Origin of the sequence: Dyadobacter endophyticus (assembly GCF_014641595.1) — a bacterium.
Taxonomy (GTDB): domain Bacteria; phylum Bacteroidota; class Bacteroidia; order Cytophagales; family Spirosomataceae; genus Dyadobacter; species Dyadobacter endophyticus.
Genome location: NZ_BMIA01000002.1, coordinates 326,679 through 340,492, shown reverse-complemented (window position 1 = coordinate 340,492; position 13,814 = coordinate 326,679). Strand labels below are relative to the sequence as shown.

The following is a 13,814-nucleotide window of genomic DNA, read 5'->3' as shown; positions in this document are numbered from 1 at the left end:
CTTAATTTGATCAGTAAAGCAAATGTGACCCGAATCAAGCAGGTAACCGGAACCGGTTACCTGCATTTTTTAATTATGTTTTATTCGCCGTCAACCGCAGCCTTAGGCTTTCTGCCACGCGGTTTTCCGGTGTACTCCGGTTTTGGCGTTTCGCTTTCAATGGTCAGCTCATAGCCTTTGGTAGCCTTGTCAAAATCAAAAGTAGAGATCTTGAAGATCAGTTTTTCACCCTCGAAATTGAGGCCTCCCCTTTTCAATATGACAGCCAACGGAATTACATGGCCCCTGCCACTTTTCTCAAAGGAAAAGGTTTGATCCGAACTTGCAGCCGGAACAAGATATAAGGATTTGATTTTTCGCTTTCCATCCTGGGTACCGATTTTGAAATTTGTAGACTCAGGGTCAATTCCCAGATCTCGTAATGCGACAGCCGGGAAAACTAGCTTGCCGGAATTAGAAATGTAGCCAGCTGGCAGCGGCGCAGCCTTGGCCTGCTGGGTCTTAGGTAGATTTTCCTCTGGGGAAAAGAACTTAATTGCTTTTAGCTTCATGGTGTTATGGGTTATTTTAGGCTAAAATAAGGCAACGGTTTGGTTTAGCCTATCATTTACAAATGAAGCCCTAAGCCTTTTCGCTTCCTTTTCCTCTTTTTAAGCTCCGGATTCTGGGTTGTCGTCGCGTTAAAACCAATCCGGTTTTCCAGCAGGCCCAGCGAGTAATCCCTGCCGATATCAGAACCCTTTATCTTTATTTTGCTGTGCATATGAAAAAATGCAATGCCCCGCCCCACATAGGTTTTGTATCCGTGCCGAAGTAAATGCTCTTTCAACTCCTGGATTGAAGAGATCTGGGGCATCAAATGATCAATCAGGGATTTAAGCTTCAAATTCGCCTTGTCCGCTAAATGAATCTGCTGGCCCAGCGCGCGGTTGATCCGCATGTCGCGCGTAGGCACAAGACTAAGCTCATTTTCCATCCTGCGGCAGAACTTTCCGGTCCGTGCATAGTTTTTAAAATGATCGGCCGTATTCTTTCCGTTATAATTGATGCGGTTGGCGATAATATGAAAGTGCTCATTGGCTGAATCCTCGTGTTTAAAGACAACCATCTGGTTCTGCTCGAAGCCAAACTCCTTGGCAAATTCTCTGCAGATCCGCATGATCTTGTCGTTGCCGGGCTTTTCGCCGGGCGAAAAGCTGAACGATTGATGCCAGACGTATTTGGTCAGCTTCTTGTTTTTAGAGTGGTTGTCTGTGTACTGCCGGGCAAGATAGTCCAGATCCAGCGTCCCATCCGGCCCTGTTTTAAGGGCAAGGTTCTGAATATAAACCAGCTCCCCTCTGACGCTTTGCTGCTTACTTTGCTCGCTTACCGTGGTTTGCTGATTTTTCTGATAATAGCAGTACTCCAAAATTCCTTTGGCGTAGCTGCCCAGTCCTGCTTTTCCGATCATTTGCTGGTTTGCCGAATCAATTCTTTGATGGCGTTTTCAATCTCGTAGTGGACAGAGGCGATATCTGCCGCCTCGGTTTTCCAGGTAGACGCAAGATCCTGGAAGGGCCCTGCGTAGTAGCTTTCGTATTTTGAAAGCAGCTCGCGCGCCGACCGGGCCATTCCCCAGGCTTCCCGAAGGATTTGCTCTTTGCTTTCTTCCGCGCCCAGTACCTGGCCCAGATAATCGGGCAGGGACTGAATCCATGCACCGATTTCAGTAATCGTCTTTTGAAAGCTGCGGATCTCAAAGCTTTCAAAAACCCAGCGCGTGATAAGGTCTGCAAGCAGCCGTACCCGCTGGCTGCTTTGTTGCCACTGCGCTGAGAGCATCTGATGGTCTTTGGTCTTTAAAATAGCGAGCGATAGTATTCCGGCCAGCTGCTCGAGAATCCGGATTGTTTCGGCAGTGACCTTTGGCAGCGTTCTTTTCTGGGGTCTTTTAAAAGGGACATCCAGCGCCAACGTCAGAAAGAACTGGCTGGCAGAAAGCCCGCTTTTCTCGATGAGCTGATTGATCTGGTTTTTCTGATCTGAGCTTACCCAGACCGAAAAATGCTCCCGTTTGGCAGCGCCCTTTTCCTTGGGCGGCCTACCTTTTTTGATTTGATTTTTCATCTCTCTAATTGGTTTAGCTATGAGCCGATAGGCGAATAGCAGGGGTCCAGGGGTTTTCCCATGGCCAGCCCGCCGGGGAGTCGCATTTTGCGACGTACCGGCGATAGCTGGCTAGGGAGAAAACCACAGCCCATGTTCGTAACCGTTTGCAAGTGTTTGCAATCGTCTTAAGAAAATCGAGATTGTTTGAAAGTATTCGAAAGCAGCAGAAGTTGTGCGCTTCCGTTCGAAAAATTGCAATACAGACGGCCTTTACTTGCTGCCAAGCGGCACCAGCACGCGCTTCCCCTGGGAATCATAGAGGTAGTGCTCTACATCTTTGCCTACATCTGGCTGAAAGACCGCAAGACGCAGTTTCTGCCTGGGCTTTTTCAGGTCATCGAGTCGATTGGACCAGCTGGCAAAAAAAGGCAAAGTACGGTTTTCAGCATCAGGGGAACCAAGCCGCGGCCGGATAGGAAGCCTAAGTTTGAGTTTTGGCGATATGAAAACTTGCCGCCACTGGGAAACGATCAAGCGCTAAACACTCAAATATCAATCTTCTAACGACATGGATGCCTACACTAGTTATAGGCAGGAAGACACATGCTATGCCGCCTAAAAAGCAATGGTCGGACACAGCAATCTATTCATGTAATAAAACGTCTCATCGGCACTACGAAGAAATTCAGTAGCTTAGCAGCCGTGTTAGCGCTTCTAATCACCAGAAATTGGTAAGAATCGATATTCATTTACTCGATAATAAATTGATTCACAGTAACTATCATCTCAACATGAAAACCAAACTTGCCACTGCATTTGCCTTATTGTCTCTAATATCGTGCTCAAAAAACGAAGCTGACCCAGACTTAACTCAAGAGTTTGTAGGCACTTGGAAAACAGACATTCAAAAAAGCAGTCACGAGATCGTTTCGTCTACCTATGATTTTAAAAGAATCTCAAATAATCTTCTACGAATCGAGGTTGCCCAAAAATTTGAATCAGTGCAAGGAGACTTTGACGACTACGCTGACAGGTATGTCCTCGATAGTGCAAGAGTTTCGGAAGACAGATTTGTCAAAGTGAAATCTTCTCGTATCTTGGCTAATGGGCAAACTGTGTCATACGATGCTACCGGACAAATAAACGACGATACGTTGACTGTCAAAATAATTGTCGATTATGATAACATAGGCAACAACATTCCGACTACAATAAAATTAACACGGCCGTGATAGCATCGCTCGACGATACAATATCAATGTTGGGCGACTTCTAAAAAATTAATTTTAAGAAAACGCCTAGATTTGGCCAAGACATGTGGATTGCGTCCTCTACTGTATTTTATCTCTTCAAAGAAAAGTAGATGTGATTGAAGAAATAGATCTGTATTTAGAAATCGGTGACGGAAGAAGCCCCACTCAACTTATTGATCGATATTGGAAAAAAACAAAAGGGATGTCGCCTTAATGGACCGAATTAAATTTAAGATTACAATGTTAGGCTGACAAAAATTCATCAATTTACACACAAACACCACTTAACAAGAATACGGGTAAGAACTGTATTAACGGGTCTATCTGCATTCGTTACGAACCTTAGTTATTCGACACCTTTTCGCCTATCAACTAGCCCCGCGTCGTTTGACAATAACAAACATCCTCATCATTAACCTAGATCGTACTAGAGTGACACCCGCAGTACCGTGCTCAGCCCAATGTAGTCACTACGTTTTAGGCTCTTCTCGTTAGATTTGAGTGGTCACACAAGCATGAGCAAAATACAACACGTTGCAAATCAGACAAATAGCGATCCAGCATATTTTTTTCAAAAATATGTCACCGATTTTAACAAATTCAAACTATTTCTATTTTTTTGCAAAAGTTCTTCAGCACCCAACATCAATACTTCTATACACAAAGCACCGGTACTGCATCCTAGCAGTCACTAATGTAGTGTAAATCAACTGGACACTTGGGCCAAATTGGTCTCAGTTGCTCATACCGCAACATAAACGAAGGTTTCTGTCATAGCTTTAAATAGACACTTTTAAAATTCCAAACTGTGAATTTTTTTTCAAAAATCTATCTCAAAAAATCAGATAAGACTTTTATTTTTCAAAAAAACAAAGTCCAATTCTGGAATCCATTTGTTCTTGTAGCATGCCTTAGTAGTTTCTCACAGCAATCGCTCAAACGAAACTCGATACAACGGCAAAATGGGAAATTGGCTATATTATCTTTCCAAATATTAAAAACATTCTAGACGGCAGTGCGGGTGCAAGTTTTTTGGCAAAAAAGTACGGAAAGATGGGTCTAAATGCGCATCGTCTAAAACTATCTTTTTATAGCAATACTATCTCCAAGGCCCAAACTACTGGACTTGCTGATAGTTCAGATTACAACGATAGCCATAACTTTGCAATTGAGACAAGGATTGGTAAGGAATGGAGTAAAACAATACTTTCCAAAAGGGCGAAGATCATCTTCGGCTCCGACGCGGTATACAAATTATACCATGACAAAGCGGGCGTGTTTACAAATTCAGGCGCCCAGAAAACCAACAAAAACGAAAATGTTTCAGCATACGGCCTATCACCTTTTTTTGGAGTCACCTACGGAATCTCTAAGGGATTAGCAATATCTGTTGAAACGCACCTAAACCTCTTTCGAACTACAACTAGGCTTGAATATCCGGAACGAAGCTTATGAAACAACCAGTTTTGTGAATCTAGCGACATGGATTCGGCCAAACATAAAAGTAAAGATCTGCGTATCAGACATTTTAGGATTATTGAGATGAAATTTGAAATGGCATCAGCATTGCTTTCGTCCCGAGAAACTGATTTGGCAATAGCCAAAAATTTACTGAAATTGGCTCCGAGATGCGAATTGTAGTACTGATTTAAACCTATATTAACTTATCGAATACAGGATAATGTACAATCTTCTTTTCTTTAAATTTCAATTGCACAGCGAGTTATATAAATGCCCTGATTATAATATCTAATATTCGTCTAGTTAAATATTTTGATACATGAAGTTTGTATGCTTTTTACTGTTACTGTTTGTAGCTGGTTGCAAAGAGACGAACCTTGATCTTCATATCCCCTACTCAGGCGACAAGCTGGTTTTATGGGGCAAACTTAGGGCTGGATCCCCCATTAAAATACAGGTAACCAAAACCTTCAATCCTGTTGGAGCTATCCCGAAGGAGGTCAGGGTTGCGAATGCAAACGTAGTGTTATTAAAGAATGGCAACGAATATATTGAATTGTCTCCATTGGCTGAAGAGAAGGGTGTTTACGTATCAGATCTTATGATAGAAGCGGGAGCGACCTACGTGGTAAAAGCATCAGCCCCGATGCTACCAACCGCAGAATCAGCTCCAATAACGGTTCCTTTGGATCTACCAGATGTCTCAGTAGTAAGAATCCGAAATGTTCCTGGTGAAATCAACCAGCAGACGCCTCAGGATTTAATAAGCTTGCACTTTACTGAACAGGATCGCGATGTTGAAAAATACTTCTCGCTACTATTTTTATCTTATTACGAGAAAGATACCGTATCGGCTAATCTGTACGGTGCAACAGACAATATACCTGCCAAGGAAGAGGATTGCCATACTTGGGCTGATGAGAAAATCTCAACTTACTACAGTGAAGTTGCGGGAATTACTTTCGATCGTTTCGCGTCTGCCTTTTTGATGAAAAATACATGCTTACCTGATCCTAAAATTCCAATAAAATTCTATATCCAAACGGGCAAAGGAGCTCTAAATAATCCGCAGTGGGCTTCAAAGGTTACTATGAGAGTTCAAGCCGTTACAAAAGAAGCATTTGATTATGCTAAAATAGAACACGACCAACCCGAAGGCGTCGATCATCTCGTGCTTCCTCCGCAAAGAGCTTTAACTAATATTAAAAATGGCTATGGGCTAATTTTTGCTTCCAACGAAAAGACGATAGAAATACCATGACAAAGTATTTTTTAATGTTCATTCTCTTCGTTGCAAGTACGTATGCCACCTTTTCTCAGAAAATTATTGTCAGTGGAACCGTGCGTGATGAAGCGAACGGTGAACTCCTTGTCGGCGCTACGATAAAAGACAGTTTGTCTCAAACTGGAGTACAAACAAATTCCTATGGCTTTTTCAGTCTGGAAGTGCCATCAGGTAATCACTCCCTCAAGGTCAGCTTTGTTGGATACACCTCCCTGTACATCAAGAATTTTACAGGGCATAAATTTCCTCTGGAGATCAGACTCAAGCAGGCCAATGAGCTAGAAGAAGTAACGGTGAAAGAAAATAGAAACATAGATGCGCCGATCGGGAGTTTATCAATTTCGATGGATAAATTAAAGTTGATACCTGCTTTGTTGGGGGAAGTGGACATACTAAAGGCGTTAAGCTTTACACCTGGCGTATCTACGGGCACGGAGGGTAGTGCAGGCTTATATGTTCGGGGTGGGACACCCGATCAAAATTTGATTTTGCTGGATGAAGCCCCCGTTTACAATGTTACGCACTTGGGAGGATTCTTTTCGGTCTTCAACCCAAGTTCTTTGAGATCAGTTGATTTATACAAAGGCGCATTTCCAGCCAGATATGGCGGCCGGCTTGCGTCGGTGATCGACCTTACCATGAAAGATGGGAACAACCAAAAGTTTGGTGGGGAAGTGGGCATCGGCATCCTCAATCAAAATCTGACATTAGAAGGACCGATCATCAAGAACAAAGCTTCATTTATTGTATCGGGAAGAGTTTCTACACTGGGGCTTTCTTCCTTGTTGCAGTCAAAGAAATCAAACGGACACGGCGAAACCCGGAAGTATCGTTTTTACGATCTGAACGCAAAACTCAACTATCAGATTAACAAAACGGACCAAGTGTATCTGAGCCTCTATAATGGATTTGACCACTTTACTTACAGCGAATGGAGCGCTAATGCCGGGCGCGAGACCGAATCAGCGATGGGAAATAATTGGGGAAACACCACCGCGACCCTTCGCTACAGCAAGGTTTTCTCTGAAAAGATTTTTGCCAGATTTATTTTGCTCTATTCCAAGTATACTAGTGAATTGACTAATAACTTTGAAGACATCAACCCGAATATTGAAACTGTTAATCTATATCGAAACACCAATGCTGGGATAACGGATTTAGGTAGTAAGGTTCAATTTGACTACTTCCTGAATAATCGTACAAATCTGAAGTTCGGTATGGACCTAACCAGACACTGCTTTAGCCCCTTTGTTACTGAAAGCAATTACAATGACTCTCTGTATAACGCCAAAAAGGAAAGATTTTCAGCGACGCAATTGGACTTCTATATTGATGCTTTTATAGCCATTACGCCAGCATTGCGCCTTAATCCGGGTCTTCGGTATAGCATATATCATGTGGGAGATCGTACGTTTTCTAATCCAGAACCGCGCTTGGGATTAAACTGGACACTTCCAGCAAACTGGTCAGTCAAGGGCGGATACACGATTATGAATCAATATGTTCACCTGCTCACCAATAACGGCTTTGGGTTTGGTTATGACGCGTGGCTTCCTTCTACAGCCAAGGTAGTGCCGTCGAGAAGCAATCAGATATCAGTCGGAGTTTATAAAACCTTCCCTCTCCAGGGCCTGGATTTTTCGCTTGAAGTTTATACAACAAAGATGAAAAACCTGATAGATTACCCTGATGGCACCAATTTCACAGGTTTATTAGCTGGATCCTGGGATGATATTGTCATAAAAAACGGCGTAGGGCGCGCGAAAGGATTGGAATTAATGCTCCGTAAAAAGGCTGGGAAGCTCAATGGATGGGTTTCGTACACCCTGTCGAAATCAGAAAGGAAGTTTTCAGAAATCAACAACGCGACGTGGTATCCCATGAAATATGACAGACGGCACAATTTAGCCATAACAACAAACTATGCCATCGGGGCAAAATGGAAATTAAGTGCCAGCTTTGTTTACCAGACAGGACATGCTGTTACTTTGCCCGAAGGAGCTTTTATTACTGAGGACAGCGGCGGCCCCAGGTTTATATATGATAAAAGGAACAACGGGAGAATGCCTGCGTTTCACCGGCTGGACATTGGCGCAAGCAAATCGCTAGTAACTCCTCACAAGCGGAATGCCGACCTACGGTTGGGCCTGTACAATGCATATAATAGAAGAAATCCTCTATATCTTGATCTAAAGACCGAACGGAATAAGGATTTTGTACCAATCGGGATTACTGTAAAGCAAGTTTCATTTTTACCAATACTGCCTTATATTGGCTACACGCTAAGATTTTAACTTAAAAGTATTCTCAACAGTTACTTATATTGATTATGAAAAGAACATCCATTTTCTTTCTTGCTACTATCTTGATATTTTCCGGCAATTTATTCGCACAGCGGAGCGGAGATTCCAATAACATTGGTGAATCCATAGACACTCCTACTTATAAAAACTTAAAGAAAGGAGCTTTTACTTTTTCACTAAACGGTTCTGCGAACAATAGTAGGCAAAAAGCAGGTTGGTCTCTGACACCCCAAGCGGGGTATTTAGTCGCTGACCGCATGGCGGTTGGGGTCCAGTTGTCTGTGGCAAGTCGATTTTCTAAGCAGAGAAATAGTTGGGGGAGCCTGAAACGTGGAGGGATAAGGGAATATGCTTTCACACCAGAGGTGTATGCCCGGTATTATGTGTTGCCGTTTCGTTTTACTCCATTTTTGCAATTGTCATCAGGTTATAACTTTGGAGAATTTAAAGCAAGTGATGGATTTTCAGGTGACAACATTTCTATCAACACCAATAATTACGTCATGTTTGGAGCCCTTGGCTTAAGCCTGCGAATCGGAAAATACATGGGATTGCAGGCGCAATATAACTTGCCGATCATTGTAGATTCACAAACAAATGGTATGATTAGAGACAATCGTTTTCGGCTTGGACTATCTTTGTATTTTCACTAGTTGGAGTATTCTGAAGAACTGGCATCACCCTTTTGCTTGAAAATCTACCATTAATCGGCTCGGCCTTATTTATCGCATTATCCAACCCTAGGGTGCCCGCTTACCCGAAAAGCTTGGAAGATGGTATTGAGCTGATCTGTCGAAATATTGTCCAGGCCAGTGGCCCGACCGGCGTTAGTCATGCGCGGAAATGACTGGAAAGTGACACCGGCAAAAAAGCGGTAGGGCCGGGAACCGGAAACAGCTGTGCGGGCAGGGATTGGATAGAGGAAAGGACAGGGAAATGAGTTTTTGGGGGATGTAAAAGAGTGGAGCCAAATCAGGTTTCAGCCTGTAAGCGCGAATACCAGGAGCCTGCAGAAAGAGCTTTCGCAGAGGACCTGCTAAATGACCAAATCGCTATCTGAAAAATTGCCTGAACAAATGGGTACTTACACAGGAAGTCAATTTACCAAATAGAACAGTGAGGGCTTCATTTGGATTTTCTGGCCACGGCACAGGAGATTTAAATGGGGTAATTCAAGGCTTCGAGTTTGAAAAGTATATAAGGAAAAGGCTTCTTTGGTCAATCGAAGCCGGAAGCAGTATTCACAACGGAGAGTATCCGGAGGCTTATGTTGATCAAAATCAGAAAAAACATGACATTTCATACAGGTACACAGTTGCAGGGATTCAACTCGCTGGAATAGCGGGATATAGTTTTGTACGCTCCGAATACATAACCCTTGGTATCAAGACTGGTGTTCTCTTTCGCTACCAGTCGTCATCTATGCCTAACAGTTTGGCAACTTACTATCCCGCTGGAACCGGTTTGCCTTTCCCTGTAATGCTAGCCGAAAATACCACGCCTCAAAGCACCTATTCACTTGGCGGATTAATTCGATTATTCATGAATTATTCCCCAAATAGAAAAATTTCGTTTGGTCTTCATACCGGCCTGCAAGGTGACACTAATGGAGACGTGTTATTCCCCCAATTTGCTTTTTGTATTGGAAGATCTTTTTAGAAAAGGGTATTCCCGCCTACCTATTGGACGAAAATAAAATTACGATAACATAGATGCGTTGAATGTAACCATTTATAACATACTTTTGTCACGAACAAGTTATTTCAGCCATATCATGAAAAATGTAATAAAAATTATGCTATCCGTCATGTTTATTGTATTTTTTGCTGCTTGTAATGACGATTTAGATCCCGCTGTGGACACTTCATATTTTGATCGTAAAATGCCACAAGCGCAAACAGAGAGAGATGCGATAAAAAAGCTATACGGCTTTTATAATGAAAGTAGTAAAGACAAGGAATATTACGAAGTAGTGCAAAAAGCTGGGATTATATTAAATTTCAGCCCAACCAGAAAGCTATTGTCACTATGTGGAGATCAAGGAAGTGGATGGTCTGGCCAATACAAAAATTTTGACGAAGCCTTTTTGAAAAAATTGGTTGATGATGAAGTCACCTTCGATGAGCTTCTTTTACCTAAAAGAGAAAACAGATTAGATACGCTGTATAAAGCTACGCTAATGGTTAATGATCCATTCGACGCCAGTATAAAAACTAACGGAACTCCTAGGTAGGGTTAAAATAAAAGTCTTTACCATCCCAGCTCATTCCTTTCTCCTTTCCTGTATCTAAGCATGCCTTTGCAGCTGCTGCCGATACCTGGCCAGCTCCATGGCATTTTTAGCCGTATCCTTTTCTAACCATATCCGGGCGAGATGCGCGCTAGCCGGACGACTGTCCTAGGCAACACTCCGGCAAATCAGCCCGGTATCGTCTTCCCCAAAGCTTTTCAGGCAGCTTGTCTGGCATCGCCTAGACGTCCACATGAATTTTGCCGCTATTGTAGAATCTTATCCTTTCGATTTATTCGGTCGTTTTTCTGTACTCTGCGGGTCGGCCGCCAAGTCGGCACATTCACACAAATAGATTGAAATTTTTCTGAATTCAGGATATAATGGAGGTGGTGCTCCCCGACTAACCATAGTTGAGCGATACCCAATGAAGCATGAAGGGTTGTTAAACAGGACGCACCGGCTGTTAAAGTGGATGCCTAATTGCATTTAATTGTGGTATCTGTGCAAATCAATGTCAAAATCCACACAAAAGCCAGTAACTACAAATTTAAGCTTTGGCTTTCATCCCAGATGCTCTTTCAATTCCTCTCGCAATTGGTGATAATATCGCAACTTGTCATTAAGCGTCTTCTCTTTTGAAACTTTTGGCCGAATTCGGCGAGCTGGTTCAAAATCTGCGGTAATCACTTTAATCGTGATAGTATCCCCTTCTTTCAACTCCTTATTTACCCACTCAGGATGTTCGCCTGTTAGTGAATTAAGTCCAGAAACTGTAAGGTCCAATTCATCAGGTTCGTTTAGTCGGCGCAATGCAGTGAGTATGCACGTAACGACGTGGCGATCAGTATCGATACCTGCTTTGCATAAATGCTCTCCATTTATTAGGACTTCGAAGCCATAGTTTGACATACCAATCGTTTTAGAAAGAATTTTCAGTATTTGGAATAAATATTCATTTAATTGAATATGATTCCTAGGCAAAGAAAGAAAGGCAACGATTTATTAATAATCTATCTCCATGCAGTTGGCTGACTGTATGCCAATCCCGAAGTCCGTATATGGTGTGAAAGCTTATCTGGAAAAAGAACAAGTAGGCGCAGATGCTGAAACATAATATAGATTTTGTCTATTGCATTCTGCCAGAAATTATTCGGTGGTTTTTCTGTACTGAATTGCATGTTGGGCAAGTGATTTACAACCAAATCTTACAAGAAAATTCTTGTTGCTGTAAAGCTCACCGGTTCAACACATTTCGCATAGTGTTGAATAATAATTCATCAGCAAGTTTCAGTTCTTGGGAGCCGGGAGGTAATCCTAATAGACAATGGATCTGTCCTGCAAAACAATGGCGCCAGACCTGAACCCCGGATTTTCGCAACCTCTCCGCATATCTTTGGCCTTCATCTCGAAGCGGGTCAAATTCCGCCGTGAGTACTAACGCGGGTGGCAAACCGCGCAAATCCTGCCGGTTAATGGGGCCGATTTCCGGGTTATTTATGTTTTCGTTCGGTGCGTAAGCTCGGATCGTGTATTCACTAAACGCTTTTGTCTGGAAATATCCGGAAGCGTATTGCTGGAATGATTCGTACCGAGAACTGTTTCCCGCATTGTCGGTGGAAGGGCAATTCAAAACTTGCAGTTTTATATGCCCGGATATACCGGCAATCAACGCTTTTTGGCAAACCACGGCTGCTAAGTTTCCTCCGGCACTTAATCCTTCCACAATAATCTTCGCCGTATCGCCGCCAAATGTTTGGCCATTATTACTTATCCAGAGGAAAGCGTTATAAGAATCATTAACAGCAGCGGGGAAGGGATGTTCCGGCGCAATCCGGTAGTCGACTGCAACAACGATAGCCTCGAAAATCTTTGCTTGCCTCCAGCACTCGTATTGCATGAATGGCAACAAAGGGGTTACAAAACCGCCTGGATGGTAGTAAATAATGATTGGCAAACCGGTCGCATGCAATGGATTGAAGATCTGAATTGGAATACTATCAGCAGTTACTTTCATCATTTGCAAATCTGCCTGCGGAAATGGCACCGCAGGAATCCGTACGTCACGTATTTGCTCGACGGAGACTGTCGCTGAGCCTGGCAAGTCGCGCAGGACCGTTTTCAATGCGAGAGCTACGCGTGGGTCGAGCCGTCCGGTGTTGCAGGTTTGCGCTTGAACAGCACAAAGAGAGAAACTAAATGCCAGAATTAAGGGGACTAACGTTTTCATCCTTCCAGTTTTTTTGTAAATGTGGGGCATTTACAACTTTGGTTGGTGGTAAAAACGCGACAAGTTCGGCGGTCAATGACGAATCTCGCAAGCCAAAGTGATGTTCAGGCGCGTCCTTTTCCTCCATCATATAAGTCGTCGGCGCAACTCCCGCCAAATCTTTAAAGTCCTTGGCCAAATGCTGGTAATCATGGTATTTGCAATAAAGCGCAATACTAAACCAATCAAGGTCAGGATGATTATATTTCATGCTGAATGCTTTCGCCATCCTGGCGATCCGGGTGAAAAGCTTAGGGCTAATACCCATTCGTTCCTTGAACAAACGTTCGAATTGGCGAGGGCTGAAACAGCTGGATTCAGCTAGTGCGAGTACAGATGAATCTTCAGGATGCCGAATCAAGAGATTAGTTACAGCATCAATAGGATGATGATCACCCCTGGACATGTTGGTGGTCAGATCTAACAAGAGCTTTTCGACAATGCCAATCATTTCCTGTGGAGACTCCGCACTGCTAAGTCTTTCATTAACCCGTCTTATTTCTTTTGGTAAAATATCTTCTGCATCAATAAATGTATTGGTTAGTTCTGTAAATGGCATCCCTATCAAACGATAGAGCATGCCTGGCTTCAAATTGACCAGCAGCACACAGAATTCCGGACCATTCAGGTGACGGTTGGTTCGCTGTGAGTATTGGCCGATAATGGCTGAGCGTGGACGCTCTATCATCGTATTGGTAACCAGATTTTCTTCTGATTCACTTCCCCGAGGAAAAAATGCCAGCGTCTGTTCCGGGCGTGGAGCATAAGGTTTGAAGGGAATTGAACCGCCGTCACCAAAAGTAAAATGCCGTAGTTGATAGTTCTGCACGAAGGGGCGTAATTGTGGCTGCGGAATAAATTCTTGACAGATCATCAGAAATTGAATTTAGTGGCCAACCGGGCAGCGGTATACTATCTGTAA

At 43.2% G+C, this 13,814-nt stretch carries 12 protein-coding genes and 1 pseudogene; 6 read left to right on the top strand and 7 right to left on the bottom strand.

Features of this window, described 5'->3' with window-relative positions:
* Nucleotides 1-80: 80 nt before the first annotated feature.
* The 3 genes from IEY24_RS13565 to IEY24_RS13555 are packed head-to-tail and all read right to left on the bottom strand — an operon-like array spanning nt 81 to nt 2,109.
* The gene (locus IEY24_RS13565; protein WP_188932887.1) at nt 81-551 is read right to left on the bottom strand and encodes a hypothetical protein; all 471 of its coding nucleotides are present in this window, start codon (nt 549-551) and stop codon (nt 81-83) included.
* A 56-nt stretch (nt 552-607) separates the two neighbouring features.
* A complete protein-coding gene (locus IEY24_RS13560) occupies nt 608-1,453 on the bottom strand; it encodes a relaxase/mobilization nuclease domain-containing protein (RefSeq protein WP_188932886.1) in 846 nt (281 codons plus the stop codon).
* Entirely contained in the window at nt 1,450-2,109 is a 660-nt protein-coding gene (locus IEY24_RS13555) for a plasmid mobilization protein (RefSeq protein WP_188932885.1), read from the bottom strand. Before IEY24_RS13555 ends, IEY24_RS13560 begins: the two co-directional genes overlap by 4 nt.
* A gap of 773 nt (nt 2,110-2,882) precedes the next feature.
* Between IEY24_RS13555 and IEY24_RS13550 the strand changes: the two genes are divergently transcribed.
* On the top strand, nt 2,883-3,323 hold the full coding sequence (locus IEY24_RS13550; RefSeq protein WP_188932884.1) for a hypothetical protein: 441 nt from the start codon (nt 2,883-2,885) through the stop codon (nt 3,321-3,323).
* A 1,445-nt stretch (nt 3,324-4,768) separates the two neighbouring features.
* Here the strand turns inward: IEY24_RS13550 and IEY24_RS33240 are convergent.
* A pseudogene (locus tag IEY24_RS33240) lies at nt 4,769-5,002 on the bottom strand (hypothetical protein); the annotation flags it as partial.
* Between the two features lie 122 nt (nt 5,003-5,124).
* Here IEY24_RS33240 and IEY24_RS13545 point away from each other — a divergent pair.
* The 5 genes from IEY24_RS13545 (at nt 5,125) to IEY24_RS13525 (ending at nt 10,626) form a co-directional block, all read left to right on the top strand.
* Nucleotides 5,125-6,066: a DUF4249 domain-containing protein gene (locus tag IEY24_RS13545; RefSeq protein ID WP_188932882.1), complete on the top strand. Its 942-nt coding sequence runs from the start codon at nt 5,125-5,127 to the stop codon at nt 6,064-6,066.
* Nucleotides 6,063-8,384 (top strand): TonB-dependent receptor, encoded by a 2,322-nt coding sequence (locus tag IEY24_RS13540; RefSeq protein WP_188932880.1) that lies wholly within the window; start codon nt 6,063-6,065, stop codon nt 8,382-8,384. Before IEY24_RS13545 ends, IEY24_RS13540 begins: the two co-directional genes overlap by 4 nt.
* 35 nt (nt 8,385-8,419) lie before the next feature.
* Nucleotides 8,420-9,046 (top strand): hypothetical protein, encoded by a 627-nt coding sequence (locus tag IEY24_RS13535; RefSeq protein ID WP_188932878.1) that lies wholly within the window; start codon nt 8,420-8,422, stop codon nt 9,044-9,046.
* A gap of 463 nt (nt 9,047-9,509) precedes the next feature.
* Entirely contained in the window at nt 9,510-10,052 is a 543-nt protein-coding gene (locus IEY24_RS13530) for a hypothetical protein (protein WP_188932876.1), read from the top strand.
* A gap of 115 nt (nt 10,053-10,167) precedes the next feature.
* The gene (locus IEY24_RS13525; protein WP_188932874.1) at nt 10,168-10,626 is read left to right on the top strand and encodes a hypothetical protein; all 459 of its coding nucleotides are present in this window, start codon (nt 10,168-10,170) and stop codon (nt 10,624-10,626) included.
* Nucleotides 10,627-11,187: 561 nt separating this feature from the next.
* On the opposite strand, the gene IEY24_RS13520 is transcribed toward IEY24_RS13525, so the two are convergent.
* From IEY24_RS13520 to IEY24_RS13510, 3 genes are all read right to left on the bottom strand, one after another.
* Nucleotides 11,188-11,535 (bottom strand): hypothetical protein, encoded by a 348-nt coding sequence (locus IEY24_RS13520; RefSeq protein WP_188932872.1) that lies wholly within the window; start codon nt 11,533-11,535, stop codon nt 11,188-11,190.
* A 325-nt stretch (nt 11,536-11,860) separates the two neighbouring features.
* Entirely contained in the window at nt 11,861-12,853 is a 993-nt protein-coding gene (locus tag IEY24_RS13515; RefSeq protein ID WP_188932870.1) for an alpha/beta hydrolase, read from the bottom strand.
* Complete coding sequence (locus IEY24_RS13510) at nt 12,819-13,766, bottom strand: helix-turn-helix domain-containing protein (RefSeq protein WP_188932868.1); 948 nt, start codon at nt 13,764-13,766, stop codon at nt 12,819-12,821. Before IEY24_RS13510 ends, IEY24_RS13515 begins: the two co-directional genes overlap by 35 nt.
* Between the last annotated feature and the right edge of the window lie 48 nt (nt 13,767-13,814).